The sequence below is a fragment of the Bradyrhizobium sp. HKCCYLRH3097 genome, from assembly GCF_051167875.1.
Taxonomy (GTDB): Bacteria; Pseudomonadota; Alphaproteobacteria; order Rhizobiales; family Xanthobacteraceae; genus Bradyrhizobium.
The window spans coordinates 287,807-313,601 of sequence record NZ_JBNPTX010000002.1 but is presented as its reverse complement, the minus strand read 5'-3'; the positions used below and the strand labels follow the sequence as shown (position 1 = coordinate 313,601).

At 65.3% G+C, this 25,795-nt stretch carries 33 protein-coding genes and 1 tRNA gene; 17 read left to right on the top strand and 17 right to left on the bottom strand.

What is annotated here, in order from left to right:
• Positions 1–18 precede the first annotated feature (18 nt).
• Positions 19–276: a PilZ domain-containing protein gene (locus ACQR0U_RS07065; RefSeq protein ID WP_315712079.1), complete on the top strand. Its 258-nt coding sequence runs from the start codon at positions 19–21 to the stop codon at positions 274–276.
• A 44-nt stretch (positions 277–320) separates the two neighbouring features.
• The gene (locus ACQR0U_RS07060; RefSeq protein ID WP_316173691.1) at positions 321–590 is read left to right on the top strand and encodes a porin; all 270 of its coding nucleotides are present in this window, start codon (positions 321–323) and stop codon (positions 588–590) included.
• Positions 591–595: 5 nt separating this feature from the next.
• Here the strand turns inward: ACQR0U_RS07060 and ACQR0U_RS07055 are convergent, their stop codons facing one another.
• The gene (locus ACQR0U_RS07055; RefSeq protein ID WP_315712077.1) at positions 596–1,237 is read right to left on the bottom strand and encodes a glutathione S-transferase family protein; all 642 of its coding nucleotides are present in this window, start codon (positions 1,235–1,237) and stop codon (positions 596–598) included.
• A 267-nt stretch (positions 1,238–1,504) separates the two neighbouring features.
• Positions 1,505–1,957 (bottom strand): VOC family protein, encoded by a 453-nt coding sequence (locus tag ACQR0U_RS07050; RefSeq protein ID WP_315712076.1) that lies wholly within the window; start codon positions 1,955–1,957, stop codon positions 1,505–1,507.
• A gap of 590 nt (positions 1,958–2,547) precedes the next feature.
• Here ACQR0U_RS07050 and ACQR0U_RS07045 point away from each other — a divergent pair.
• Entirely contained in the window at positions 2,548–2,850 is a 303-nt protein-coding gene (locus tag ACQR0U_RS07045; RefSeq protein ID WP_172109121.1) for an HU family DNA-binding protein, read from the top strand.
• 468 nt (positions 2,851–3,318) lie between these two features.
• Here ACQR0U_RS07045 and ACQR0U_RS07040 read toward each other — a convergent pair whose 3' ends face one another.
• Positions 3,319–3,468: a hypothetical protein gene (locus ACQR0U_RS07040; RefSeq protein ID WP_315712075.1), complete on the bottom strand. Its 150-nt coding sequence runs from the start codon at positions 3,466–3,468 to the stop codon at positions 3,319–3,321.
• A gap of 133 nt (positions 3,469–3,601) precedes the next feature.
• Here ACQR0U_RS07040 and ACQR0U_RS07035 point away from each other — a divergent pair, with 133 nt between their 5' ends.
• On the top strand, positions 3,602–3,886 hold the full coding sequence (locus tag ACQR0U_RS07035; RefSeq protein ID WP_316170494.1) for a hypothetical protein: 285 nt from the start codon (positions 3,602–3,604) through the stop codon (positions 3,884–3,886).
• A gap of 62 nt (positions 3,887–3,948) precedes the next feature.
• Here ACQR0U_RS07035 and ACQR0U_RS07030 read toward each other — a convergent pair whose 3' ends face one another.
• Positions 3,949–4,113 (bottom strand): hypothetical protein, encoded by a 165-nt coding sequence (locus ACQR0U_RS07030; RefSeq protein ID WP_315712073.1) that lies wholly within the window; start codon positions 4,111–4,113, stop codon positions 3,949–3,951.
• A gap of 367 nt (positions 4,114–4,480) precedes the next feature.
• Here ACQR0U_RS07030 and ACQR0U_RS07025 point away from each other — a divergent pair, with 367 nt between their 5' ends.
• From ACQR0U_RS07025 to ACQR0U_RS07015, 3 genes are all read left to right on the top strand, one after another.
• Entirely contained in the window at positions 4,481–5,242 is a 762-nt protein-coding gene (locus ACQR0U_RS07025; RefSeq protein ID WP_315751637.1) for an SIR2 family NAD-dependent protein deacylase, read from the top strand.
• Between the two features lie 200 nt (positions 5,243–5,442).
• Positions 5,443–6,096 carry a cold-shock protein gene (locus tag ACQR0U_RS07020; protein WP_315712071.1) on the top strand — a complete coding sequence of 218 codons (654 nt, stop codon included), beginning with the start codon at positions 5,443–5,445 and terminating at the stop codon, positions 6,094–6,096.
• Positions 6,097–6,258: 162 nt separating this feature from the next.
• Positions 6,259–6,335 (top strand) — tRNA-Pro (locus ACQR0U_RS07015).
• Positions 6,336–6,655: 320 nt separating this feature from the next.
• Here ACQR0U_RS07015 and ACQR0U_RS07010 read toward each other — a convergent pair.
• From ACQR0U_RS07010 to ACQR0U_RS06990, 5 genes are all read right to left on the bottom strand, one after another.
• Entirely contained in the window at positions 6,656–7,348 is a 693-nt protein-coding gene (locus ACQR0U_RS07010; protein WP_434872108.1) for an ABC transporter ATP-binding protein, read from the bottom strand.
• Positions 7,345–8,580, bottom strand: a complete 1,236-nt coding sequence (locus ACQR0U_RS07005) for an ABC transporter permease (RefSeq protein WP_316164799.1) — start codon at positions 8,578–8,580, stop codon at positions 7,345–7,347. The genes ACQR0U_RS07010 and ACQR0U_RS07005 overlap by 4 nt, the downstream gene beginning before the upstream one ends.
• Complete coding sequence (locus tag ACQR0U_RS07000; RefSeq protein ID WP_316170496.1) at positions 8,577–9,656, bottom strand: efflux RND transporter periplasmic adaptor subunit; 1,080 nt, start codon at positions 9,654–9,656, stop codon at positions 8,577–8,579. Before ACQR0U_RS07000 ends, ACQR0U_RS07005 begins: the two co-directional genes overlap by 4 nt.
• A gap of 42 nt (positions 9,657–9,698) precedes the next feature.
• Positions 9,699–10,103 (bottom strand): translational machinery protein, encoded by a 405-nt coding sequence (locus tag ACQR0U_RS06995; protein WP_434843002.1) that lies wholly within the window; start codon positions 10,101–10,103, stop codon positions 9,699–9,701.
• Positions 10,104–10,275: 172 nt separating this feature from the next.
• Entirely contained in the window at positions 10,276–11,418 is a 1,143-nt protein-coding gene (locus tag ACQR0U_RS06990; protein ID WP_315712065.1) for an OpgC domain-containing protein, read from the bottom strand.
• 222 nt (positions 11,419–11,640) lie between these two features.
• On the opposite strand from ACQR0U_RS06990, the gene ACQR0U_RS06985 reads away from it, so the two are divergent.
• Entirely contained in the window at positions 11,641–11,946 is a 306-nt protein-coding gene (locus ACQR0U_RS06985; RefSeq protein WP_315751632.1) for an ETC complex I subunit, read from the top strand.
• Positions 11,947–11,970: 24 nt separating this feature from the next.
• On the opposite strand, the gene ACQR0U_RS06980 is transcribed toward ACQR0U_RS06985, so the two are convergent.
• A complete protein-coding gene (locus ACQR0U_RS06980) occupies positions 11,971–12,459 on the bottom strand; it encodes an Lrp/AsnC family transcriptional regulator (protein ID WP_434872117.1) in 489 nt (162 codons plus the stop codon).
• Between the two features lie 13 nt (positions 12,460–12,472).
• On the bottom strand, positions 12,473–13,117 hold the full coding sequence (locus ACQR0U_RS06975; protein ID WP_316194175.1) for a TetR/AcrR family transcriptional regulator: 645 nt from the start codon (positions 13,115–13,117) through the stop codon (positions 12,473–12,475).
• A gap of 327 nt (positions 13,118–13,444) precedes the next feature.
• Between ACQR0U_RS06975 and ACQR0U_RS06970 the strand changes: the two genes are divergently transcribed.
• The 3 genes from ACQR0U_RS06970 to ACQR0U_RS06960 are packed head-to-tail and all read left to right on the top strand — an operon-like array spanning position 13,445 to position 17,995.
• The gene (locus ACQR0U_RS06970; RefSeq protein WP_315712061.1) at positions 13,445–15,052 is read left to right on the top strand and encodes a carboxyl transferase domain-containing protein; all 1,608 of its coding nucleotides are present in this window, start codon (positions 13,445–13,447) and stop codon (positions 15,050–15,052) included.
• Positions 15,053–15,054: 2 nt separating this feature from the next.
• The gene (locus tag ACQR0U_RS06965) at positions 15,055–17,058 is read left to right on the top strand and encodes an acetyl/propionyl/methylcrotonyl-CoA carboxylase subunit alpha (RefSeq protein WP_315751630.1); all 2,004 of its coding nucleotides are present in this window, start codon (positions 15,055–15,057) and stop codon (positions 17,056–17,058) included.
• Between the two features lie 22 nt (positions 17,059–17,080).
• The gene (locus ACQR0U_RS06960) at positions 17,081–17,995 is read left to right on the top strand and encodes a hydroxymethylglutaryl-CoA lyase (RefSeq protein ID WP_315751629.1); all 915 of its coding nucleotides are present in this window, start codon (positions 17,081–17,083) and stop codon (positions 17,993–17,995) included.
• Between the two features lie 64 nt (positions 17,996–18,059).
• On the opposite strand, the gene ACQR0U_RS06955 is transcribed toward ACQR0U_RS06960, so the two are convergent.
• Genes ACQR0U_RS06955 through ACQR0U_RS06945 form a run of 3 tightly spaced genes read right to left on the bottom strand, consistent with a single transcriptional unit; the run spans position 18,060 to position 20,986 of the window.
• Positions 18,060–19,418: a TRAP transporter large permease gene (locus tag ACQR0U_RS06955; RefSeq protein WP_315712058.1), complete on the bottom strand. Its 1,359-nt coding sequence runs from the start codon at positions 19,416–19,418 to the stop codon at positions 18,060–18,062.
• A complete protein-coding gene (locus ACQR0U_RS06950) occupies positions 19,415–19,960 on the bottom strand; it encodes a TRAP transporter small permease (RefSeq protein WP_315751628.1) in 546 nt (181 codons plus the stop codon). The genes ACQR0U_RS06955 and ACQR0U_RS06950 overlap by 4 nt, the downstream gene beginning before the upstream one ends.
• A 3-nt stretch (positions 19,961–19,963) precedes the next feature.
• Positions 19,964–20,986, bottom strand: coding sequence for a TRAP transporter substrate-binding protein (locus ACQR0U_RS06945; protein ID WP_434843003.1), 1,023 nt, complete (start codon positions 20,984–20,986; stop codon positions 19,964–19,966).
• 362 nt (positions 20,987–21,348) lie between these two features.
• Here ACQR0U_RS06945 and ACQR0U_RS06940 point away from each other — a divergent pair, with 362 nt between their 5' ends.
• The gene (locus ACQR0U_RS06940; protein ID WP_434843004.1) at positions 21,349–21,588 is read left to right on the top strand and encodes a pentapeptide MXKDX repeat protein; all 240 of its coding nucleotides are present in this window, start codon (positions 21,349–21,351) and stop codon (positions 21,586–21,588) included.
• A gap of 119 nt (positions 21,589–21,707) precedes the next feature.
• Here the strand turns inward: ACQR0U_RS06940 and ACQR0U_RS06935 are convergent, their stop codons facing one another.
• Positions 21,708–22,061: a DUF6481 family protein gene (locus ACQR0U_RS06935; RefSeq protein WP_434843005.1), complete on the bottom strand. Its 354-nt coding sequence runs from the start codon at positions 22,059–22,061 to the stop codon at positions 21,708–21,710.
• A 323-nt stretch (positions 22,062–22,384) separates the two neighbouring features.
• Between ACQR0U_RS06935 and ACQR0U_RS06930 the strand changes: the two genes are divergently transcribed.
• The 5 genes from ACQR0U_RS06930 (at position 22,385) to ACQR0U_RS06910 (ending at position 24,776) form a co-directional block, all read left to right on the top strand.
• A complete protein-coding gene (locus ACQR0U_RS06930; RefSeq protein ID WP_315712050.1) occupies positions 22,385–22,630 on the top strand; it encodes a hypothetical protein in 246 nt (81 codons plus the stop codon).
• A 44-nt stretch (positions 22,631–22,674) separates the two neighbouring features.
• The gene (locus tag ACQR0U_RS06925) at positions 22,675–22,812 is read left to right on the top strand and encodes a hypothetical protein (protein WP_434843006.1); all 138 of its coding nucleotides are present in this window, start codon (positions 22,675–22,677) and stop codon (positions 22,810–22,812) included.
• Positions 22,813–23,091: 279 nt separating this feature from the next.
• On the top strand, positions 23,092–23,994 hold the full coding sequence (locus ACQR0U_RS06920) for a hypothetical protein (protein WP_434843007.1): 903 nt from the start codon (positions 23,092–23,094) through the stop codon (positions 23,992–23,994).
• A 153-nt stretch (positions 23,995–24,147) separates the two neighbouring features.
• Complete coding sequence (locus ACQR0U_RS06915; protein WP_315800053.1) at positions 24,148–24,534, top strand: NUDIX hydrolase; 387 nt, start codon at positions 24,148–24,150, stop codon at positions 24,532–24,534.
• A gap of 47 nt (positions 24,535–24,581) precedes the next feature.
• Complete coding sequence (locus tag ACQR0U_RS06910) at positions 24,582–24,776, top strand: hypothetical protein (RefSeq protein ID WP_316164851.1); 195 nt, start codon at positions 24,582–24,584, stop codon at positions 24,774–24,776.
• A 13-nt stretch (positions 24,777–24,789) separates the two neighbouring features.
• Here ACQR0U_RS06910 and ACQR0U_RS06905 read toward each other — a convergent pair whose 3' ends face one another.
• The gene (locus tag ACQR0U_RS06905) at positions 24,790–25,218 is read right to left on the bottom strand and encodes a group II truncated hemoglobin (protein ID WP_316164804.1); all 429 of its coding nucleotides are present in this window, start codon (positions 25,216–25,218) and stop codon (positions 24,790–24,792) included.
• A gap of 95 nt (positions 25,219–25,313) precedes the next feature.
• Entirely contained in the window at positions 25,314–25,727 is a 414-nt protein-coding gene (locus ACQR0U_RS06900) for a response regulator (protein WP_315712626.1), read from the bottom strand.
• Positions 25,728–25,795 lie beyond the last annotated feature (68 nt).

The window sequence follows — 25,795 nt, the reverse complement described above, 5'->3', positions numbered from 1 at the left end:
GCGAGCAGGAGCAGGATGATGGCCGCGCCCAAGAAGCGGGAAGCCCGCAAATCGATGAAGCAGCCGGCGTGGATCACGCTGGATGGCGGGTTCGCCGTGCGCCATTGCCTGGTTCAGGACATTTCCAGCGCCGGCGCCAAGCTGACCCTGCAGGACGCGGCGGCGCTGCCGGCGACCATCCGGCTCGCCTTCGCGCGCGACGCAAGAACGGGCCGCCAGTGCCAGGTGGTGTGGCGCCGCGGCGCCTCGGTCGGCGTCAAGTTCATCGGCAAATAGACGGCCGGTGTCGCTTCGCTGCGGCAGACGCGCTAACAAGCGGCATGTGTCGATCTCTCATCCTGGGCGCCCTCGCGGTGCTCGCCGCCGTGACCGTGGCAGCCGCCGGCTCGCCGGGGTCGTCGCTTCTTGCGCCATCGCTTCCCGGGCCGAAGGCGGCTGGACCGAATAAGGCCGCATCCCGTTCAGGCGCCGCCACCAGCAATCCCTGCGCGTCCTACGGCGCCAACTTCGTACGCGTCGAGGGAACCGATACCTGCGTGAAGGTCGGCGGCGCCCTGCGCGTCGAGATGGGCACCTCGACCAGCCGCTGAGGTGCTCACGACAGCGGCGGCGCGATGTGGCGGATGAAGGCCGGGCGTTGCGCGATCTGTCCGTACCAGCGCGCGAGGCTCGGCAGCTCCGGCTTGACGACACCTTCGACTCCGAACCAGCGCCGGGCATAGGCGCCAAGCGCAATGTCGGCGAGCGTGAAATGCTCGGCCTCGACGTGGCTGCGCGTGGTCAGATGCGCGTCGAGGATGCGCCACATCGCCGCGGCGTCGTCGGCCGCCTTCTGCAAGGCGGCCATGTCGCGCTGCTCCGGCGGCGTTCGCACCAAGCCCCAGAACAGCGGACGCTCGATCGGCTGCACCGTCGACAGCGTCCAGTCCAGCCAGCGCTCCACCGCGGCGCGGTGCTGTGGCGTCGTTGGATAAAGCGGCGTGCCGTCGCCATAAGCGAGGCAGAGATAGCGCATGATCGCGTTGCTCTCCCACAGCACGAAATCGCCATCGACCAGCGTCGGGATGCGGCCGTTCGGATTCATTGCGAGATAGTCCGCCTCGTTGTTGCGGCCGTACTGCATGCCCGCGTCGATACGGTCATAAGCGACATCGAGCTCGGCGAGACACCACAGCACCTTCTGCACGTTCACCGAATTGGGGCGGCCCCAGATCGTCAGTCTGTCGTCGGCGGACACGTTCGGCTCCTCTCTGGGCGAGCGTCATCGTTAGCGCATGTTACGCAAAAAGCCCCGCTCGAAGCGGGGCTTTTCCGACGAACGCATCGTTCGCGGCGATCAGTGGCCGAAGAACAGCCAGAGCAGAATGATCACCGGAATCGGCACGCCCAACAACCACAATAGAAGTCCTCGACCCATCTCGGCCTCCTCGTATCCTCTCCATCGATCGGAGCGACAACGCGAGGGTGGCCACGATGTTCCGGCTGGATCATGAAGGCGAATGACTCACCAATGTCCGGTGTTCGGCATCGACAGCCAGGGCTCGGCCGGCGCCTTCGGCTCGCCCTTCTGCAACAGCTCGATCGAGTGCAGATCGGGCGAGCGGATGAAGGCCATGTTGCCGTCGCGCGGCGGCCGGTTGATGGTGATGCCGAGCTTCATCAGCCGGTCGCAGGTGGCGTAGATGTCGTCGACCTCATAGGCGAGATGGCCGAAGAAGCGGTCCTCGCCATAGCTCTCCTCGTCCCAATTGTAGGTGAGCTCGACCAGCGGGGCGCCACGCGTCGGCGGCAGGCTCTTCAGCAGGTATTCATCTTCGGGTGCGCAGAGAAACACCAGTGTGAAGCGACCCTTGTCGTTGTCGATCCGGCGCACCTCCTTGAGGCCGAGCGCATCGGAATAGAATTTGAGCGCGGCGTCGAGATTGCGCACGCGCAGCATGGTGTGGAGATAACGCATCGTGTCTTCTCTCCCTGAACTCGAAGCGGATGGTCAACGGCCGCCTGCGGACGCCGATCCATAGCAGCAATTCGCCCGCCCGTGTATCGAGCCTGATGCTGCGGCGGCGCCGGCTCGCTCGGATGTGCGGTGCGCGCGACGACGCGTTCGACGGGGCTGCGCGGTGTTGCGAGAGCCCCTCCGTATGCCAGCGAATCGCTGTTTTGGCAGTGATTCGCGGCATGGATGAACGAGCGCGATGCGACCGCATGCAGGGATTTCAGCATGTTTCCCCTGCAATGTGCGGCCAAAATCACGCAGGACCGTCGAAAATGCCTGGAAATATAGGGGAAAATGAATCGCTTGCTCCGTTCGATCGCCATCGCAGCTTGACTTCTGCGCGCTCCGTTGGAATTTTGGCGCCGCTGTGGGTGCTTCGGGGCCCCTTGAAATGCAGGAGAATCCCGAAAATCGCGGGGTGATACGCCACTAGACGACTGAAGTCCCGGCTGTGCAATGCAGCCAGAAAGCCCCGACCAGTCTGCGCAGCAATGCGCTGATAGCCGCGCAGTCGTCACGTCATTCACCGGTATCAATCACAAGGAGATACGATGGCTACCCAACTTTCCAAGTCGCAACTGATCGAGAAGATTGCGACCTCGACCGAGCTGTCCAAGCGCGACGTCAAGAACGTCATGGAGACGCTCACCGACGTCGGCCACAAGGAGCTGAAGAAGAACGGCGTGTTCCTGGTGCCGGGCTTCGCCAAGTTCGTCGTCGTCAAGAAGCCCGCCGTGAAGGCGCGCAAGGGCACCAACCCCTTCACCGGCGAAGAGATGATGTTCAAGGCCAAGCCGGCCCGCAAGATCGTGCGCGCCCGCCCGGTCAAGGCCGCCAAGGACGCGGTTGCCTGATCTGAACCGTCAGTCACGGTCGTGATCACGTCAAAGGCCTCCTGAAAAGGAGGCCTTTTTCGTTGCGGGCTGTGTGGTTGCAGCGCGGCTGAGTGTTGCGGTCGCCGAAGCGCCGGCGTCCCCGGACCGCGAAGGTTGGCACCGCGGGGGCCCGAAAAACGACAGCAGCGCCAGCGCGACGGAATATCTTCGTCGCGTGGCGCCACCCTCGAAACTGGGCCCTGAAATCCCCAGTACTGATGTGTCTCGGGGAGGCGCAGGAAGGTTCAAAGGTCTTTGCGGGAAGATTGACCGGCCCGTACGCCCTCCGGCCTGCGCGGGAGCGTCGTCGCGCGCGCTGGGGAGAAGCCGGTGGATACGGCGCAGCAAGCCGTTGATCCGCGATCCGAAGAGCCCAGCCGAGGAGCTGTGGATAAGCGTTGGATCCGCTGTGGATGAAGGCCCGGCGCTCGCCCGCAAAGCTCGGCTTCAGCGGCGCTCGCCGGTCAGATCCGCTCCGTCGTCCGCAGCTATTTCAGGCGCCGCACCGGCCGCCTCGGTCCTGGGATGACAGGACGCAAGCACGACGAATCCGCCATAGCCGATGATGTTGAACAGAAGTTCCAGCCAGGATGCCATCGGGGATTTCCCTCATGGCGGTGAACGTGTGGCGACGGTCACGGTTCCAACGCGCGCGGCGGTGAGCCGGGCTGCAACCAACTCCCCCGCATCTGCGTTGTTTGGACGCATGGGAATTGGAGGACATTCGATCATGAGAAAGACATTGGCTGTTCTGGCGACCGCGGGCGCCGTCGCCATCACCGCACTCGCGGCACCCGCACCGGCACAGGCGCGCGGCATCGGCCCGGGTCTCGCATTCGGCCTCGCGGCGGGAGCGTTGACTGCCGGCGCGATCGCGGCCTCGCACCCGTATTACTATGGTCCGGGCTACGACTACTACGACTACGGCCCGCGTTACGTCTACGCGCCCGGGCCGTATGCCTATTACGGCGGACCGTACTATCATCGCTACCACCACTGGCGTCATCACTGGTAAGCGCCAGTTGTGAAAAGGAGAGCCCGGATGGCGAAAGCCTCCGGGCTCTTCTTTCATCCCTGCTATTCCGCGGCCTCGCCGCGCTGCGCCTTCTTCCACGCCAAGCGGGCATATTCCTCGCGTTCGCGCGCGAACTTCTCCTGGGTCGACTTGAACCGTGCAATCCTTGCGGTGATGTCGGCGCGCTCCTTCGCGCGGCGGTCGTCCTGCGTCTCGTTCTGCCTCACGGATCCTCTCTGCTCCGGTCGCTATCCGGCGAGCCTCGCCCTGAGACGCGTGACAAACTTCCTGGCGAATCGCTGGCGCGATGTGGATGTCCGATTGGGGCGTGATTGCGGACGGTCGGCCCCGGCTGCAGGCGGCTCGCGCGTTTTGCTGGGGACGGAAGGCGAGCAACGCCAACGTCTTCCGGTAGACACGAAACAATCTGACTCGCTTTGCTTGCAGTTGCGTCGTTCACGACCGGTTCCGGTGGATGCGGAGTGGCGCAACGACGCAGCCGAGCCGGACACGCCCAGAGGCGGGGGCCAGCTTGCCGTGCTATGAAGGGAGGACAATGATGATGCGAGGTTTCATGCTTCGGGGCCGCCGCTGATGATTGCATCCGATCTGCACGACGGGGTGAACCGCCTGGGAGACATGATCGCTGCGGCGCGGGTGATCGTCCCCTTCACCGGTGCTGGAATATCGACCGAGACGGGCATTCCGGATTTCCGTTCTCCCGGCGGTCTATGGACGCGCAACCGGCCGATCCATTTCGACGAATTCGTCGCCAGCCAGGAGGCGCGGGACGAAGCTTGGCGGCGGCGCTTCGCGATGCAGGAGACGTTTGCCGCGGCGCGGCCCGGCCGCGGCCACCTGGCGCTTTCGTCGCTCTACCGTGCGGGGAAAATTCCGGCCGTCATCACTCAGAACATCGACAACCTGCACCAGGACTCCGGTTTCGCCCCGGATCACGTCATCGAGCTGCACGGCAACACCACCTACGCGCGATGCATCGGATGCGGGCAGCGCTATGAGCTCAACTGGGTGCGCGAGCGCTTCGAGGCCGACGGTGCCGCGCCGGATTGCCCCGAATGCGCGGAGCCGGTGAAGACCGCGACGGTATCCTTTGGTCAGTCGATGCCCGAGCATGAAATGCAGCGTGCCAGCGAACTCGCGCAGCACTGCGATCTGTTCGTCGCGATCGGCTCATCGCTGGTTGTGTGGCCGGCCGCGGGCTTTCCATTGATGGCAAAGCGGGCTGGCGCGCAACTCGTGATCATCAACCGGGAACCGACCGATCAGGACGACGTTGCAGACCTCGTTATCCACCACGACATCGGCGAAGTACTCGGATCGTTCGTCCGTAATTGAACGGAAATTGATGCATTTTTGTCGGCATCTCTGTTCATATGCCTCACTGAAACCGATTTTTATCTATGCGCGGCACGAGGGAATGTTATCTTTGATTCGAGAGATTCGCGTGACTCATCGTGGGTATAGGTGGTGAGCACGTGTATGAGGGCGCCGTTGCAGGGGTGGCGGCTCACAATTCATATGTGAGGTCCGGGGTTATGGGGTCGGACGGATTTGAGTCCAAGAAGCTTGGGGTGCCGGTCGTTGGTGTATCGACACCAACCCGGCTCGGGGCGGAATATCAAACCGGCGTCGCGCGCGACTCGGCAATCGATGCGATGACCGGTCTTGGCGAGAACCTCGTCGAAATCAGCGGTGTCATCAAATGGTTCGACGCCTCGAAGGGATACGGTTTCATCGTTCCCGACAATGGCTGGCCGGACGTGCTGCTGCACGTCACGGTGCTCAGGCGCGACGGCTACCAGACCGCCTATGAAGGTGCTCGCCTGGTGGTGGAGTGCGTGCAGCGCTCCAAGGGCTACCAGGCCTTCCGCATCGTCTCAATGGACGAGTCGACGGCGATCCATCCGGCGCAGATGCTGCCGCCGCGCACCCATGTGACGGTCACGCCGACCAGCGGGCTGGAGCGAGCCCAGGTCAAGTGGTTCAACCGGCTGCGCGGCTTCGGCTTCGTGACCTGCGGGGAAGGGAGCCCGGACATCTTCGTCCACATGGAGACCCTGCGCCGCTACGGCATGACCGAGCTGCGCCCCGGCCAATGGGTGCTGGTCCGCTACGGGCCCGGCTCCAAGGGCATGATGGCGGCCGAGATCCACCCCGAGACGGGCTCGCCGGCATTGTCCTCGCACTGAGCGAATGCTTGCTGCGACCACCGCATTTGACGGCCCCGGAACGGCGTTTCCTGGGGCCGTTTTTCATGCCGGCTCCATCTTCACGGACGGGCCGCAGTCTTGCTGCGGAGGCCGCGACCGTGTAGTGACGGGTCCTCGAGGACAATCGTCCTTCGAGACCATCGGGGTATAGCGCAGCCTGGTAGCGCGGCAGTTTTGGGTACTGCAGGTCGTTGGTTCGAATCCAGCTGCCCCGACCATCTCCGCAGCGGCGCGGCTTCCCGGGTGAGGCCAATTGCTGGTGCGAACTCCGGCTCGACGCTCACGATAGCGAGAAGGATTTCGGCCAGGCCGCCAGACGTCAATCGGTACGAGCGAGCGCGGCTGGGCCGATAAAAAATTCGGATGCTCCCGCAGCGGCAAAACCCGGGAGCATCCGAAGTGTGCGGGTGAATCCGGGGAAGGAACATCCGCTGGTCGTCAGCATCCTCTGAATCGAAATCTCGCGTCTTTGCGCTAAATCAAATCAGGCGCAGGAGGCGGTTCGCGCGTCCACCGTGCCGAGGTCGCGGCGGGCGGATCAGCGCGCCAACTCGTCCGGCGCCAGCCGGCCGTCGATGATGTGCACGCGCCGTTGCATCTGAGCGGCGAGGTTGAGGTCGTGCGTGACCGCGACGACGGTCTTGCCGCGCAGCGTGACCAGATCGCGCAGGATGCCGAACACCTGCGCGGTCGCGGCGGTGTCGAGGCTGCCGGTCGGCTCATCGGCGAGGATCACCGGCGGATCGTTGGCGAGCGCGCGCGCCACCGCCACGCGCTGGCGCTGGCCGCCCGACAATTTGTCCGGCGTCTTGCGCAGATGCTCGGCCAGCCCAAGCGACTCCAGCAGCTCCTCGGCGCGCTGGGTGATGGCGCGCGGCGACAGCCGTGCCAGCGCGCGCATCGGCAGCGCGACGTTCTCGGTGATCGAGAATTCCGGCAGCAGGAAATGAAACTGGAAGACGAAGCCGAGCCGCGACAGTCGCACCTCGGCGCGCTCATCCTCGCTCATGCCGGTCGTCGAGCGGCCGTCGATCAGCACGTCGCCCTGGCTCGGCAGGTCGAGCAGGCCAAGCAGGTAGAGCAGGGAGGATTTGCCCGAGCCCGACGGTCCGGTGATGGCGATGAGCTCGCGCGGATGGATTACGAGATCGATGTCGGCGACCAGCGTCACCGGCACCTCGCCAGGCAGCACCTTCGTCACTTGCCGCGCCTCGATCAGGGGCGGGCTCACGTCGCCCCCCGGATGATGTCGACCGGATGCAACCGCGCCGCGGCGCGGGCCGGAAAGTAGCCGGCGACCGCGCTGGAGATCAGCGCGACCGCGCCGGCCAGCAGATAGTGCTTCAGCGAATACAGCACGGGCAGATGATTGTAGTCGGAGAACGGCGTCTTGAACTCGAGCGAGGCCAGCCCGCGGGTAAGCAGGTAGCCGAGCGCCCAGCCTAGGGCGGCACCGGTCAGGCCGATGAACAGCGCCTCGACGATGAAGATGGTGCGGACCGTGCGGTCGCGGAAGCCGAGCGACTTGAGGATGGCGATGTCGCGGGTCTTCTCGTGGGTGATGGTCGAGATGATGTTGTAGGTGCCGAAGCTCGCGACCAGCAGGATGGCGCCGACGATGGTGTACATCAGCACGTTGCGCAGCGTGATCGCCGCCAGCAGGTCCTCCTGCGCCTCCTGCCAGGAGACCGCCTTGTAGCCGGTCTGCTCGCCGATGCGCTCGCTGATCAGGCGCGCCTGCATCGGATCGTTGGTGCGGACGCGGATCTCGTTGATGATCCCGGTCTGGCGCTCCAGGATCTGCGCGGTGCGCAGCAGCACGTAGCCGGTGGTCTCGTCGGTGCCGCGGAAGCCGGAATGGAAGATGCCGACGACGGTCGCGTTCATGCTGATGCCCTGGGCCGAGGCGAGCGTGATGTTGGAGTTCACCCGCGCGCCGATCTTGGCCGCGAGCCGGTCGCCGAGCAGGATCGCGTGCGAGGACCGGTACAGCGAATTGAGATTGCCCTGCCGCATGTGGCTCGCCAGCGTCGAGACTTGGCCTTCAGTGCGCGGATCGATGCCGATGATTGCGACCGTCAGGTTGCGGCCGGCGAAGCGCAGCACGGCCTTGGACTGCACCGACGCCGTCAGCGCGCCCGGCACCCAGCCCTGCAGCGAGGCGATGGTGGCCATCGGGTTCTTGATGCCGGGGCGGCGGACATTCGGGGTCAATCGATGATATTCGGCCGCCGCATAGACCTGGTCGGCCGGCTGGCGGGTCGGCTGGCGCAGCTCGTCGGTGATCGAAATGTGCGGCAGCGCGTCGACCAGCGTGCGGATGAAGTCGTCCTGGGAGCCCTCCATCATTGCCGCCATCATCACCGAAAACGCCACGCCGGTCATCACGCCGGCGATCGCGACCAGCGTCTGGCGGGCGCGATGGCGCACATGGGTCCAGGCGATGGTCAGGACGAGGCTCATGGCACGGACGTCTCGGGCTCGATCACGCGAATCCGCTCGCCGTCCTTGATGTCGGCCGTCGCCGGCGCCGCGACCAGCTCGCCCTCGCGGGCGCCGTCGAGGATCTCGACCGCCGCGGAGCCGCGGATGCCGATCCGCACCGCGCGCCGGTGCACACGGCCGCCATCGATCACCATGAGGCTGTTGTTGACGACGGCATTGGCCGGCGCGAGCAGCGTGTCGCCCGTCTCGCGGCTGACGATGTTGGCCTCGACGCTCATGCCGACGCGCAGCGGCGTGTTGTCGGGCAAGCCGATCCGCACTCGGAACGTCTTGGCCACGGGATCACCCGCCGGCGTGATCTGCTTCACCGTCCCGGGCAGGGCCTGGTTGCCGAACGCATCGGCGCGTAGCAGCGCCTTCTGCCCGACCTGGACACGGGGGATGTCCTCCTCGTTGACGTCGGCGACGACCCAGAGCGGCTTCTCCAGGCCGACGCGGTAGAGGATGGTGCCGGGATCGACCATGTCGCCGACCTCGCCGTCCTCCTTGAGGACGACGCCGTCCATCGGCGCCACCAGCTTGAAGTAGTCGAGGCGCTGGGTCTGGGCCGCGATCTGGGCGCGGATGCGGGCGAGATCGCTTTCGGAGCGCTGGTACGCTTGCGATGTGGCCGCGCCGCGGGCCAGCAACTGCGACTGCCGCTCGAACTCGTGGCGCTGGAATTCCTCCTGTGCGCGCAGATCGTTCAAGGTGGCCAGCGCCTCCTTGTCGTCGAGCCGCGCCAGCACGTCGCCGGCCTTGACCAGCTTGCCCTCGCAGCGGCAGCGCTCGACGATGCGGCCGCGGACCAGGGGCGTGCTCCGCGACCACGTCTCAGGCTCCACCGCGCCGGTCGCATACACGATCTCGGCCGCCGTGCCGCGGGTGATGCGGGCGGTCGCGATCAGCGGTCCACGCACCCACCATGTGGCAAGCCCGGCCAGCGCGCCGAACAGCAGGATGATCGAGAGCAGGCCGCGCCACGGAAAACGACGCCGGCCGCGATCGACGGCCGGCGGGGCAGCAATGGCGTTGGATCGGTCCGGCGTCAGCATGTCCATGATCGAACGGACCCTGCGACGGGAGAAAGGCTATACTTAGCCGGCAGTGCCCGTCGCCACGCGGGGCGGAGGCATCTTGAAGTGCTGTTTGGCATAGGCGACGATCTGGCGATCGGTCGGGTGATCGGCAGCTTCGACGCCGACGATGCGCTTTCCGACCGCAGGATGCTTCTCGTGCAGGTACTTGGCAAGCTCGGTCTTGGCGCTGGCCGGGCCGATGATCAGGATCTCGCCGGCGTCATCGAGCGCGTGCGCGACCTCCTCGAGGAAATTCTTGTCGGGCGCCGCGTGGCCGCTGCCGATCTCGTTGGCCTTGTGGTGCAGATGCTTGGTCTGCAGGTGTGGATGCAGCGTCAGCTCGTCGGCACCGGTCAATCCGATGTGGAACACCTTGGCCTCGCTGTGATCGAGCCACACGACGGCGTGGAAATGGGTCGGCATATTCTGGTCCTTGTCAGCAAATCGCCGCGTGGCGGCCTTGCGCGTTCGCCATGGAACGCGCGCCGCGGAAGGCGGCACCCGTTGTGAAGCAAACCTTAGCGAGCCCGATCGTGGCCGGCTTGATGCAGGTCAACGGACGCGGGACCGCCCCCGCGCCCATGATGTGCGGGGTTTACTTCGGCGCAGGCGGCTTCGGCAGCGGCTTGTCCTGCCGCTTCGACCAGGAGATGTAGTAGGCCACGGTGGTCATGATCGCGATGCCCGCCGCGCTGACGAGGATCTGCGCCAGCAGCGAACCTGAGCTCAGCATCAGGGTGAAGTGGCCGATGAAGGACAGGAACACGCCGACGCAGAACACCGCCAGCGACTGTTGGCCGCAGACGATGAGGGGATCGAACGCCTTCCACTCCAGGCCCGGCCATTCCTTCGGCACGAACCGGATGACCAAAATGACGATCACCACGAAATGCAGGAAGCGGTACGGCGCGAGATTGGTCTTGTCGTTGGGATTGAAGGCCGAATACAGCCAGTTCGGAAACATCGATCCGAGCTCGGGGAAGCGGCCGGCCATCGTCATGACCAGGGCGAGCACCATATAGGCGATGCAGAAATAAAGCGTGGCCGGCGCCATGATGATGCCCATCGAGCGGCGGGCGCCGCCGAGCGCGCACCACGAGCCGAACACGAACAGCACCTGCCAGCAATACGGATTGAAGTACCAGGTGCCCGCCGGATAGGCCGCGAAATTCCAGCCCATCTGTCGCGCCACGAGCCAAAGCACGATCGAGGCGATCATGGTCAGGTCGGGCTGGCGCAGCATCATCCACAGCACCGGCGGGAAGAAGCCCATCAGCACGATGTAGAGCGGCAGCACGTCGAGATTGACCGGCTTGAACTTCAGGATCAGTCCCTGGGCCAGCGTATCGCTGGCGTGGTCGACGAGGCCTGCGACGTTGAACTCGTCGATGATCTCGGAGACGCCGAACCGCGTCGCCAGATAGCTGATGGCCACGATATAAATCACGAACAGCACGATGTGGGCGACGTAGAGCTGCCACACCCGCTTGAACAGCCGGGTGGCGCCGACGATGAAGCCGCGGTCGATCATCATGCGCGCATAGACGAACGAGGCGGTATAGCCGGAGATGAACACGAACAGGTCGGCGGCGTCGCTGAAGCCGTAATTCCGCGTGGTGATCCAGTTCACCACATTGTCCGGGATGTGATCGAGAAAGATCGCCCAGTTGGCGATTCCGCGAAACAGGTCGAGCCGAAGGTCGCGCCCTCGCTCGGGCAGCGTGGCATTGATTTTCATGGCCGCTTCAACGCACTGTTTTGAATGGAAAGCGTTCGGGGAGCAGAGGCGCCGTGGCAGTCGACCGAGATTGTCACGGGACGGCAGAATGACTATACGGGGCACGATAGACGGTCATGTCCAGGATGGGAATCACCGTTCCGTGCCGACGCTTGCCTGTACCCCATCCCGGCCGTTTCCGCCAAACGCATGACGACGCAGCTTCCAGGGGCTCTTCCAGCCATGACCGCACGCATTTTCAAGCCCGCCAAGAACGCGATGCAATCGGGCAAGGCCAAGACCCGGGACTGGCAGTTGGATTATGAGCCGGAGCAGCCGCGTTCGGTCGAGCCGCTGATGGGCTGGACGTCCTCCTCGGACATGAAGCAGCAGGTCACCTTGCGCTTCGACACCAAGGACGAGGCGATCGCCTATTGCGAGCGCAAGGGCATTCCCTATCAGGTGATCGAGCCGAAGGAGCCGGTGAAGCGGCAGATCGCCTATGCCGACAATTTCTCGTTCCGCCGCGGCGAGCCCTGGACGCATTGAGGGGCCGGCCCGGCCGTCATCCGTTCACCCTGTTTGAGGCGGCCCGCCGGGGATGGGCAGCGGCGCGTCCTTGGACAGGCCGAGCACCGGGAAGCTCCTGATGGCCCGGACGCCGGGCAGGGCGGCGAACTGGCGGAGCTGGCGGCTCATGCCTTCGACCCCGGTCGACACGCATTTCAGCAGAAAATCCGTATCTCCCGACAGCCGCCAGCATTGCTGGACCCAGGGCAATGTCACGATCGCGGCCTCGAACGATTCCAGCGCCGTCTGGTGCTGGCTGTCGAGCTGAATCGACACGAACGCGACCACCTCATAGCCCAGCGACCGTTCATCGACGCTGGCGCGGATGGACTTGATCACGCCGCTGCTGCGCAGCGTCCGCACCCGGCGCAGGCAGTTCGGATGCGAGATCCCCACCCTGTCGGCGAGCTCGTTCATGCGGATCCGGCCATCCGCCTGGAGCTCCGCCAGGATCCTGCGATCGATCGCGTCGAGCTCCGGGCTGCCAGCCATCGGCGCGGCCCGTTCAGCCGGTCGGGTGATCAGGCCGGCCACCGCCGGCCTGATCGGTCCCGACGGTGCGCGGCATGACGCCGGAGAGCACGAGCTTCTCGTGGGCCGCGATGATCGCCTCCCTGGTGAGCCGGCCGCCAGGACGGTACCAGCTGCACAGCCCGGTCAGGAGCGCGATGATGGCAAAGGTCGCGACCTGGATGTCGTCGACGTCGAACACGCCTTGCGCCACACCGTCGCCGAGGATGTCGGCCAGCCGGCGCTCATAGGCGCCGCGCAGCGCCACAACCGCCTCATAGTTGCGGGGATCGAGGCTGCGCAGCTCCGAATTGGCGATAAAGACCTCGCGCTTCCGGGTCATGTGATAGCTGACGTGGAAGGCGACGAACGCCCGCAGGCGTTCGACGGGGCCATGGGTGTCGCGCAGCGCTTGGTCGAGCTCGCGCAGGAGGTTGTTGATGTGGTCCTGGATCAGCTCCGCCAGCAGCTCCTGCTTGGTGCTGATGTGATTGTAGAGCGAGCCTGGCTGGATGCCGACCTCGGCGGCGAGCTGGCGGAGGCTCATGGCCTCATAGCCGTGCTGGAAGATCAGCCGCAGGCCGGCCTTGCGGATCGCCTCCATCGTCGTCGGACCATGTGACCCGATCGTGCGCGCCATCTCGTCCTCGCTGGACAGTCCCGGTGCCGATCGCGGCGGATCCGCCTCGGGAGGGGCCCCGTAGTGAAGTCTGAAAATTCCGTGGTCTCAAGCAAATGCTGTTCACCCCGGACCCTACAACAATCCGCTTGAGAATAGAATTTAAAAACGTATGATCGTTTAATTCGAGAAGGACGGACGGCCGCAGACCGGGCAGCCGACGGGCAGGGAGGACAGCATGCGGGCAAAGATGGTACACCCGGGCTCTCAGCGGCCTGAACGGCCGCGACCGCTCTGACGCGTGCTCCCACGGCTTCCCCCTCCAGCCTCGCAACGAAGACGCCGGTCATGACGCTTCACTCCACGATCGATCCATCGTCCTCCGATTTCGCCCGCAATGCCGACGCCATGCGCGCGCTGGTCGCCGACCTCAGGACGAAGCTGGGGCAGGTCGCCGAGGGCGGCGGCGAGGCCTCGCGCAAGCGGCACCTGTCGCGCGGCAAGATGCTGGCGCGTCAGCGTGTGGACCTGCTGCTCGACCCTGGAACGGCGTTCCTGGAGCTGTCGCCATTGGCCGCGCACGGGCTCTATGGCGGCGACGTCCATTCGGCGAGCATCGTCACCGGCATCGGCCGCATTGCCGGCCGCGAATGCGTCGTCGTCGCCAACGACGCCACCATCAAGGGCGGCACCTACTACCCGATGACGGTGAAGAAGCACCTGCGCGCCCAGGACATCGCGCGGCAGAACAACCTTCCCTGCGTCTACATGGTCGATTCCGGGGGCGCCTTCCTGCCGCTGCAGGACGAGATCTTCCCGGACGAGCGGCATTTCGGCCGGATCTTCTACAATCAGGCGCAGATGTCGGCGCAAGGCATCCCGCAGATCGCGATCGTGATGGGCTCGTGCACCGCCGGCGGCGCCTATGTGCCGGCGATGTCGGACGAGAGCATCATCGTGCGCAATCAGGGCACGATTTTTCTTGGCGGCCCGCCGCTGGTGAAGGCGGCGACCGGCGAGGTCGTCACGGCCGAGGAACTGGGCGGCGCCGACGTGCATTCACGCCAGTCGGGCGTCACCGATCACTACGCACAGAACGACGCCCATGCGATCGGCATCGCGCGTCGCATCGTCGGCACACTGAAGCCGCCGGGCGCGCGCAGCGCGCTGAACATGCGCGAGGTGCGCGAGCCGCGCTATGCGGCGGAAGAGATCTACGGCGTCGTGCCGGTCGACGGCCGCAAGCCGTTCGACGTGCGCGACATCATCGCGCGGGTGGTCGACGGGTCGGAGTTCGACGAGTTCAAGAAGCTCTACGGCCAGACGCTGGTGTGCGGCTTCGCCCACATCTGGGGCCATCCGGTCGGCATCATCGCCAACAACGGCATCCTGTTCAGCGAGAGCTCGCTGAAGGGTGCGCATTTCATCGAACTGTGCTGCCAGCGCAACATTCCGCTGGTGTTCCTGCAGAACATCACCGGCTTCATGGTCGGCAAGAAATACGAGGCCGGCGGCATCGCCCGCGACGGCGCCAAGCTGGTGACTGCGGTCGCGACCGCGTCGGTTCCCAAGTTCACCGTGGTGATCGGCGGCTCCTACGGCGCCGGCAATTACGGCATGTGCGGCCGCGCCTATGCGCCGCGTTTCCTCTGGATGTGGCCGAACGCGCGCATCTCGGTGATGGGCGGCGAGCAGGCCGCGATGGTGCTGAGCCAGGTCCGCCGCGACGGCATCGAGGCCAAGGGCGAGAGCTGGCCTGCGGAAGAGGAAGAGAAATTCCGCAGCCCCATCCGTGCGCAATACGAGGCCCAGGGCAATCCCTACTACGCGACGGCGCGGCTGTGGGACGACGGCGTGATCGATCCCGCCGATACCCGCCTCGTGCTCGGGCTCGGATTGTCTGCCGCCGCCAATGCCCCGGTCGAGCCGACCAAATTCGGCCTGTTCAGGATGTGATCATGGCTCGTCCCGGATTGTATCGTCGTTTCCGCAAGCTCCTGATCGCCAACCGCGGCGAGATCGCCGTGCGCGTCATCCGCACGGCACGCGCGATGGGATTGAAGACCGTCGCGGTCTACTCCGAGGCGGATCGAAACGCGCTGCATGTCGCGCTCGCCGACGAGGCGGTGCTGCTCGGCCCCGCACGCGCCCGCGATTCCTATCTCAACATCGAGCGCTTGATCGAGGCTGCGAGGCAGACAGGCGCCGAGGCGGTTCATCCCGGCTATGGCTTCCTGTCCGAGAGCGCCGAATTCGCGCAGACCTGTCTCGACGCGGGCCTGGTGTTCGTCGGGCCGACGGCCGCGATGATCACCGCGATGGGTTCCAAGTCCGGCTCCAAATTCCTGATGGAGCAGGCCGGCGTGCCGCTGGTGCCCGGCTATCACGGCGAGGCGCAGGACGAGGCGACGCTCGCAAATGAAGCCGCGCGGATCGGCTTTCCCGTTCTGATCAAGGCCTCCGCCGGTGGCGGCGGCCGCGGCATGCGCGTGGTCAATGCAGCCGGCGATCTCGCTGATGCCGTCACCAGCGCCAAGCGCGAGGCCAAGGCGGCGTTCGGCGACGACCGTGTGCTGATCGAGAAATTCGTCCAGAACCCGCGCCACATCGAGGTGCAGATCATCGGCGACAGCCACGGCAATCTGGTGTCGCTGTTCGAGCGCGAATGCACCTTGCAGCGTCGGCACCAGAAGGTGATCGAGGAGGCGCCGTCGCCGACGCTGACGCCGGAGCAGCGGGAGACGGTCTGCGCCGCGGCGCGTCGCGCGGCCGGCGCGGTCAACTATGTCGGGGCGGGCACCATCGAGTTCGTCTCCGACGGCCGCGACGTGTTCTTCATAGAGATGAACACGCGCCTGCAGGTCGAGCATCCCGTCACCGAGTTGATCACCGGCGTCGATCTCGTCGAATGGCAGTTGCGCGTCGCCTTCGGCGACGCGCTGCCGCTGACGCAGGACCAGATCCGCTTGCATGGCCATGCCATCGAGGCACGCGTCTACGCGGAGAATCCCGCCAAGAATTTCATGCCCTCGGTCGGCACGATCAAGACCTGGCGGCTTCCCGCTGAAACCGGCGGCCTGCGCATCGATGCCGGCTATCGCGAGAGCGATGTGGTCTCGCCCTATTACGACGCGATGCTCGCCAAGATGATCGCCTGGGCGCCGACCCGCGAGGTCGCGATCGAGCGGCTCAACCGCGGCCTTGAGGACACCGACGTCCGAGGTATCGTCAGCAACATCCCGTTCCTGTCGTCGCTGCTAACGCATCCCGACGTCGTGGCGAACGCGATCGACACCGGTTTCATCGAGCGCCATCTGACACATCTGACCCCGTCGGGGGCGGTGGCCGGCGACCTCGAGCTCAGTGCAGCCGTCGCGGCCATTCTCATCGGCGAGCAGACTGCGGCCAAGGAGCAAGGCTCGCCGTGGCGCGCATCCGGTTGGATGCCGGTGGGGCTGCGGCAGCGCGTGTTCTCGTTCCGCCAAAGCGCTGGGAATGAACCGCGGACCGCCACGCTGGCCTATGGTCCCAGCGTGCAGCGCCTGTCGATCGAGGGCCGTGAGACCTCGTTCTCGGCACTTCCGACTGATGACGGCGGCTTCGACCTTGTGTGCGACGGCGTCAAATCCCATGTGGTGGCCGTCATCGAGGGCCATGAGCTGTACCTGCGGACCCGCAACGGCCGTTTCGATCTGCATTGGATCGATCCGTTCGGCGGTGACGACGAGGAGCAGGCCGGCGAGGACAAGATCGTGGCGCCGTTGCCGGGGACCGTCGTGGCGCTGCTTGCGCAGGAAGGCGCCGTCCTGGAGAAGGGTGCGGCGATCCTGACGCTCGAAGTCATGAAGATGGAGCAGACCCTGCGGGCGCCGTTCGCAGGCCGGCTCAAGGCGATCAAGTGCAAGGTCGGCGACATCGTGCAGGAAGGCGTCGAACTGGCGGACCTCGAACCGTCCGCCTGATCCTCGAACCGAAGAGGTCGGCATGAGCGAGAGCGTGCGCATCATCGAAATGGGCCCGCGGGACGGCCTGCAGAACGAGAAGATGTCGATCAGCGTCGCCGATCGCATCGCCTTCATCCGCGCGCTGGTCGCGGCGGGCCTGACCACGGTCGAGGTCGGCGCCTTCGTCTCGCCCAAGGCGATCCCGCAGATGGTGGGCTCGGACGAGGTCATGCGCAGCGTGGCTGCACTGCCCGGCGAATTCCATGTGCTGGTGCCCAATGTGAAGGGCTATGAGGCCGCGCGCGCCGCCGGCGCCAGGGTGATTTCCGTGTTCACTGCGGCCTCCGAGAGCTTCTCCCGCGCCAACATCAACTGTTCGATCGCGGAGTCGCTGGAGCGCTTCAAGCCGGTGATCGCCCACGCCAGGACCGACGGCATCAAGGTGCGCGGCTACGTCTCCTGCGCGCTTGGCTGTCCCTATGAAGGTGAGATCAAGCCGCAGGCCGTAGCCGGCGTAGCCAAGGCGCTGTGGGATCTGGGCTGCTACGAGGTCTCGCTGGGTGACACGATCGGTGTCGGGACGCCGCTCAAGGCCAAGCAGATGCTGCGCGCCGTCTGCGACGATGTGCCGGTGACGCATCTGGCGATGCATTTCCACGACACCTACGGCCAGGCGCTGGCCAATCTCTATGCGGGCATGGAGGAGGGCGTCCGCGTCATCGATGCCGCGGCCGGCGGCCTCGGCGGCTGCCCGTTTGCGCCGGGCGCGACTGGCAACGTCGCGACCGAGGACGTCGTCTACATGCTCGAAGGCATGGGCATCCGCACCGGCGTCGACATGACGAAACTGCTGGCCGCCACCAACGACATGAGCCGGCTGCTCGGTCGGCCACCCGTCAGCCGTGTTGCAGCGGCGCTGAACGCGAAGAACAGGCGAATAGCGAATGGCGAGTAGCGAATAGGGGGCCCACTCGCTAGATCCCTATTCGCTAATGCCTATTCGCCATTCACGGGCCGCGTCAGCGGCTCAGATCCGGCCCCATCACGAGATCCGGCAGCGCCGTCGAGATCTGCGGCACGAAGCAGAGCAGCAGCACGGCGGCCATCATCAGCAGGACGAACGGCAGCGTGCCCCAGATCACCTCGCGCAGCGGGATGTCCGGCGCGACGTTCCTGATGACGAAGATGTTGAGACCCACCGGCGGGTGAATCAGGCCCATCTCCATCACGATCGTCATCACCACGCCGAACCAGATGATGTCGAAGTTTGCTGCCCGCAGAGGCGGCAGGATGATCGGGGCAGTCATCAGGATGATCGATACCGGCGGCAGGAAGAAGCCGAGCACGACCACCATCAGCAGGATCGCGAACAACAGTTCCCAGCGCGGCAGGTGCATCGCCACGATGGACTCCGCCACCGACTGCGAGATGTGCAGGTAGCTCATCACGTAGGAGTACAGCAGCGACATGCCGATGATCAGCATCAGCATGGTCGATTCGCGCAGCGTCGCCTTCATGATGGGCGCGAGATCGGCCGGGCTCCAGACGCGGTAGATGATCGCGATCAGCACGAGCGCGAGGATACCGCCGAGACCGGCTGTTTCCGATGGCGTGGCGAGGCCGCCATAGAGCGCGACCATGACGCCGGTCAGCAGCAGCACGAACGGAATCACGCGTGGCAGCACGGAGAAGCGCTGCGCCATCGTAAAATCGTCCTTGGTCAGGATGTCCGACCACGCGCCCGATTTCTCATAGACGGCTTTCGCGCGCGCATATTCCTGCCGGAAGCGCACCACCGAATAGACGCCGAACAGGGTCACCAGCAGCAGCCCGGGGCCGATACCGGCCAGGAACAGCCGTCCCAGCGATTTCTCCGCCGCGATCGCGAACAGGATCATCGTAATCGAGGGCGGCAGCAGAATGCCGAGCGTGCCGCCGGCCGCGATGATGCCGGCGGCGAAGCCGCCGGAATAGCCGCGCTTGCGCATCTCGGGAATTCCGGCCGAGCCGATCGCCGAGCAGGTCGCGGGGGACGATCCCGCCATCGCCGCGAACAGCGCGCAGGCGAACACGTTGGCGACGCCCAATCCGCCGGGCACGCGATGCAGCCACGCATGCAGCGCCGAGTAGAGGTCCTGGCCTGCGCGGGAGCGGCCGATCGCCGCGCCCTTGAGGATGAACAGCGGGATCGATAGCAGCGTGATCGACGCCATTTCCTCGTAGACGTTCTGCGTGACCGTATCGAGCGACGCGGCAGGCATGTAGATGGCCATGAACACGACGGCCACGGCGCCGAGCGCGAACGCGATCGGCATGCCCGCGAACATCGCAAACAGGGTCGAGAGTCCGTAGGCAACCCCAATTCCGAACACGCTCATCGACGCGCTCCGGTCAGCGGAGCCACGATCTGCAGCAGCATCTGCAGGCACAGCAGGGTCATCCCGGCGGCCATCAGGCCGTAAGGGATCGCCAGCGGCGGCGACCACATCGAATTCGAGACCTGACCATCGACCCAGGCCTCATGTGTCAGGGTCCAGGATTTCCAAGTGAAGAAGGCACAAAACAAAAAGCTCGCGACGTCGACCAGCCAGAGCCTGATCTTGTTGGCGAGCGGCGACATCAGCCCAACGAAGGCTTCGATGCTGACGTGGCCGCGATGCTCCTGCACATAGGCCGCAGTCATGAAGGTGGCGCCGACGAGCAAGAACACGGCGGCTTCGTCCTGCCAGTAGTTGGCGGCCTTGAACAGTGCACGGCCCGCCACGCTGTAGCTCAGGATGAGGCAGGCCGCGACCAGTGCGAACGCGGCCAGAACCACGATGATGCGATTGAGCAGCGAGACAACACGCTGGAGCGGCGCCAGCGGACCGCTGGCGCCGATGGCTGTCGTGGCCTCGGTATCGATAACGGGCGCGTGCATCAATCAGGCCGCGACGTCGGAAGCGAGCTTGAGGAGCTTGGCGCAGTTCGCAGACTTGCCGCCATAGTCCTTCCAGGCCGTGTCGCGGGCAATGTCGCGCCATTTGTTGACGGTCTCGACATCGAGCTCCACAACCTTCGCGCCCGCCTTTTCGTAGACCTTGGCAACTTCGATGTCGTCGTCCTGCGCGCCCTTGCGCCCGAACGCCTCCATCTCAGCGCCGACCGCGAGGAGGATGTCCTGCTGGTTCTTCGGCAGCTTGTCGAACGAGGCCTTGGACATCATCAGCGGCTCGAGCATGAACCAGTACGACGCCTTGGCGCCGGAGGTCAGGGCCTTCGACACTTCCTCCAGGCGGAACGAGATCAGGCTGGTCGACGAGGTGATGCCGGCATCGCAGGCGCCGGTCTGCATTGCGGTGTAGATTTCGTTCGATGGCACCGACAGCACCGAGGCACCGGCGGTTTGCAGCACCATGTCCATCTCGCGCGAGCCGCCGCGCACCTTCATGCCCTTGGCGTCCTCCGGCGTCACCAGCGGCCGCGATCGGCTGGCAACGCCGCCCGCCTGCCAGACCCAGGTCAGCAGGATGATGCCCTTGTCGGCCAGAAAATCGCTCAGCGTCTTGCCGACCGGCTCATTCTTCCAGCGCATGCCCTGGTCGTAGGTCGTGACCAGACCCGGCATCAGCGCGATGTTGGTCTCAGGCACTTCGCCGCCGGCGTAAGGCATCGGATAGAGGCTGATGTCGAGCGCGCCCTTCCGCATGGCCGAGAACTGCGCGACGGTCTTGATGAGCGAGGAGTTGGGATAGATCTCGGTCGCGATCTCGCCGCCGGAGCGCTTCGCAACCTCCTCGGAGAACACCCGGCAGAGCCGGTCGCGGAAATCGCCCTTGTCGATGGTGCCGCCGGGAAACTGGTGAGAGATCTTCAGCGTCGTTGCTGCGTGGGCCGTACCGGTTCCAAAACGCAGAATGGCCGGCGCAGCGAGCGCGGATGCGATGACATGACGGCGTGTGAGCATGAGATTTCCCCTGAACAACTTCTGGTTGGGTTCCCGACCCGGTTCGTTGGCGTGACTTATACCAGCCAATCTGTCGAGCTTACCTCTAGCCGAACTAGACAGTTCGTTCGAGGCCAAATGCATGGGAAGCGACATATTGCTGCGGCGCACGTACCCGCCGGTGAATCCCTTGCGCGGTTGTACTAACATGATCTTGCCGGGCAAAATTGTGTCCTCGATTCCGGAACGGGACGCATTCGAGTCAAATTTGATCGAACAAAATTCTCGCCCGCGCTCGTAACAATCGCCTTCATCGGAACGTCGATATCCAAGAACGGCGCCTCCGTCGCCGTCGACCCCTGTCATACGAAGGAGCGATCATCATGACCAATCGTAGCCGCCTCATCCTCGGAATCTCCGCTGCCGCTCTCGCGTTCAACGTGGCCGTCGCGCCGGCGGCCTTCGCGGAGGACAAGATGAGCAAGGACGATGGGATGAAAAAGGGCGCGATCTCCCACGACGGCATGAAGAAGGACTCGATGGCGAAAGACGCCATGAAGAAGGACGATGCCATGTCCAAGGACGGGATGAAGAAGGACGACGGCATGATGAAGAAGAACTAGCTCGTCTCGCCGGGCATCGTGCGATGGGACGACCGTATCAGTCCCATCGCCGATGAATTGAGGAGTCGCGCGATGCCAGACGCGACGACACGCAGGTCTCGCGGCGGCGGCGGCGCTGCTTACTTCTTCTTTCCACGGGCCTTGCGCGCGGCGTAGCGCGCATCACGCTTCGCCTTCTGCTCGGCTTCCATCTCGGCCAAGCGGGCGGCTTCTTCTTCCGCCTCGCGCGCAAGCCGGGCACTCTCGGCGGCCTTGGCCTCTTCCTCGAGACGCTTCTGCTCAGCCTTGGCGGCCTCGCGCTCCAATCGCTGCTGCTCGCGGCGGGCGGCGGCGGCCTCGCGCTCCTGCCGTCGCTTCACGACTTCGGGATCGTCCGGTCCCGGCTGCGATTTGAACTTCTGCACGATGCTCTGGCGGGCCTGCTGCGCGGCCTTCTGCCGATCGGCAAATCCAGGTTCCTTGAATCCTCTCATGGAGACGTCGTCACTTCGCTATTTGGGTGTTCGATCAGGGTGTGGTCGGTCAGGGGCTGCACGCGCCGCCAGGCAATTCTTCCACGAGATCGTGAACACGAGCGGAGGTCGACGCGAGCCCGTGTGTATAGGATCGCATGCGTCGATGACAAATGCTTTATCGCCGCTCCTCCACATCCGTCCTGCCTGGCGCTTGCATGGCGCTCGCCGGAGGCTATGTAACCATCCCCGTCGCTGACGCAGGTCGGCCGGCCGTGAGTCGCTTCACGCCTCGCGGGCACCAGCGCACCGCCCGGGTGCGACATCCAACGGAGTTGACCGGCATGACCTCTGTTCGCCGCGGGCGCATGGCGCTCGGCCTCGCGCTCGTCGCTCTCGTGGTCAGCGCATGCGTGATGACGGCGGTCCTCGCCCGCCCGAGGCCCGTTTCGGCTGGTGTGCTGGGTTCCGAATGGGAATGCGGGCAGCTGTTCTGGGTGACGAGCTGTACCCGGATCGAATCGATCTCGCCGGCATCGCGCCAGCAGCAGCAACCCCACGGTGAGGCCGCTGGCCTGCGTGCCGCCTAGGCGCATCGGCGATGAGTACGCAGGGGCCGGATAGACGTGGCGCCGTGGCGGCACTCGTGTTCGCGGCGCTCGTCATAGCCTTCGGCTTGTGGCTGGCCCGCAGCCTGACCTCCGCAAGCCGGATGCAGGATTGCCTGATGTCGGGACGAACCAACTGCAATGTGATCGTGCCCGACCGGTGACCGCCGATCTGCCCGTACCGGATCGGCAAGGCCGCTCTAGCGAGTTTGCATGATCGGAGCGGCGAATCAGCCGGCGTCTCGGTTAACCTGACGGCAGCAGGTTGACGGCAGCAGGTTGACTTGGCCGCAAAATCGTCGGGATTTTACCCGTTTGTCGCGCAAACTATGGTGTGTCCGGACCATACACGCCGAAGCCGGCGATCCGGGATCATCAATCCGCATCACACCCCGCGTGCGCGGCAACCAGCGCAGACGGCGGGCGATCAAGGGTAGGGGAGAATGACGTTGTCCAACCAGAGCACACGGTGGCTGCCCGCGATCGCAATCCTGACCGCGGTCGTGATCCCCGCCCAAGCCTGGGCGCAAACCCAGGACCAGGCTGGTCCTGGCCCCGGGCATTCGCCCCAGGCCCGCCCGCCGGGTGTCATTCGCCAAGCGCCGACCCAGGGTGGGCAACCGGCCGGCCAGCCCCATGTCCAGATCCCGCGGCAAGCCGGCCCCATGGCCGGCCAGCCGCAGGGAGCACAGCCGGGCGCACCGCCGCGGGCTGCCGTTGTCCCTCAGGGACGTCAGCCTGCGCCGGTGGCGCAGCAGGGACGTCCGCCGGGAGCCGGTCAGGGCTACGCAGCGGGCCCTGGTCCGGCGATGGCCGGGCGGGGACCGGATGCGCGTTATGCGCACGGCCGGGTCGCGGTGCGCGACTATGGCGGGCAGTCTTATCGCGGCCGGGTCGGCTGGGAGGGTGGCCGATGGCGGCACGAGGTTCACAACGGCCGCCCGGGCTGGTGGTGGGACGTCGGTGGCGTCTGGTACTATTATCCCGAGCCCATGGAAGGGCCGCCGACCTACGTGTCGGAGGACTATGCTGACGATGTGGTCTATGCGCCGTCGGCGGCCTACGAGGCGCCCCCGCCGGTTGCCTACGAGCCGGCGCCGCCTCCGGCCGAAGTCGATCCGGGCGCCAGCGCGCTCGGGGGCGCGATCATCGGCGGGGTGCTCGGCGGTATCCTCACCGGCAAGGCGGGCGGTGCCGCGGCGGGCGCCGTGCTTGGTGGTGCCACCGGCGCGATCGCCGGCGCTACGGCTGCGGCGCGACCAGGCTATTATCTGTCGCAGGGCAATTGCTACTATCGATATCCGTCGGGAGAGTATGTCGCGGTCGATCCGCGCTCCTGCTACTGAGCGCTGCCGACGGTCGGAGCGCTGCGGTGAGCTTGGTTGGCCGCTGCGGTTCTGGCCGAATCTCCGCAAAGCTCCGGAGCGGGAGTTGGAGCGAATCTTGATAGACTCCACTTCATTGTTCTTCGTTGTTCGAGAGGTGAGAGCTCCGGGGCCATGACCAAGGCGTCCAAGCTGGTTGCCGCCAAGGGCGGAAGGGTTCTCCTGGTCCGGCGCCGGGCCGACGGGCGCTGGATGTTTCCGGGTGGCCGCAAACGCGCGCAGGAGACGGCGAAGGACTGCCTGAAGCGCGAAATCAAGGAGGAGCTTCCCAAGCTCAAGCTCGGCCGGCTGCGGCTATGGAAGGAAGTCACCGCCAAGAACAAGCGCTCGGGTCGCAAGATGAGCGACGCTATCTTCATCGCCAAGCATGCCAAAGGGCGCCTGGAGATCGGGGACAAGAAGGAGATCGACCGCGCGGTGTGGCAAAAGCCCTACGGACTCAGCCTGACGCCGACGTCGCGTTACATCCGCGACCAGCTGTTTCCACGAAAGCCGGACTGAACCGTCGCGTGCTGGGAACATTCCGGCTGCCTGGGCGTTATCTGTCCATGCCTTACGATAACACAGACAGACAGCCTCGCGTCCTCACGCCGGAAGAGCGTCGGGCGCGTGACGCCACCCGCAGGGCTGATGCCGAACAAGCCATGCGCGAGCACGAGGCGGCCCAGCGGGCCTTTTACGCCAACCGCGAGCGGCTCCGGGCCGAGCGTCTGGCGCGGGAGGCCGCCACCAAGTCGGGCTGACGGGGAGTTCCTGTCAGCTCGCCTTGCGGCTCCGGAACGCGTTCGCCATCCGCAGGAACGCTTGATCCAGCAACGCATACATGTCGCCGGTGATGTCGCAATCGAACATCGCGCGGCGCATGCATGTCATCCACTCGTCGCGCTCGGCGTCGCCGATCGGATACGGACGGTGCGCGGACATGATGCAGCGATGTTCGGCCCGCTCGAAATAAAGCGCTGGCCCGCCCAACCATCCACTGAGAAATTCGAACAGCAACTGCTTGATCGGACCGAGATCGGCGTCGTGCATCGCGCGGATGCGGCTGGCGCCGGGCTCCTGGTCCATGATGGTGTAAAAGCGCTCCGCCAGACGGCGCACGCCGGCTTCGCCGCCGACGAGCTCATAGGGCGTCGCCTCGTTCACAACTGCTTCTGCTTCGTTGGCCGAATTCGCTGCCGTCATCGCATCTCATTTCCGCTCGCCCCTCGGCAGCCAACAAGCGGCAGAGGTATGGCGCCTTGATCTGGATCAAGCGGGAAAACGAGCGTGCGTTCGGGCTAGCGGATGCTGGCTTTGACGAGGCGCTGCCGGTCGGTGTCGGCGGCGATCTGGCGCAGCGTCTGTCGGAGCAAAGCGAGGTCGACCGGCTTGGAGAACGGCGGATAGACGTTCAGGCCGAGGATCTTGCCGGCGCGGACCGTGACGTCGCGGGTCTGATCGTCGGAGCCGCTGATGATCAGCACCGGGGTGCGGGATTTGATGTCCGCCAACAGCTGCAACACCTCGGTGCCGGAGCGCTCGCCGAGATTCAGGTCGAGCGTGATGCATTCGAAATTGCGCCGGCGCAGCACGCTCATCGCGCCGTCGACCGAGTTCACGCCGGTCGTCGCAAAGCCTGCCTGCACGGCGATCTTGCGCAGGATCGACAGATGAACGTCGGCATCTTCGATCACGAGAAGTTCGTTCAGCATGGTCCCCGCGCGGCTGGTGTGTCGGCTACAGATGGACCCGCGGAACTTAAGAGGGGGTTTCTGATTTC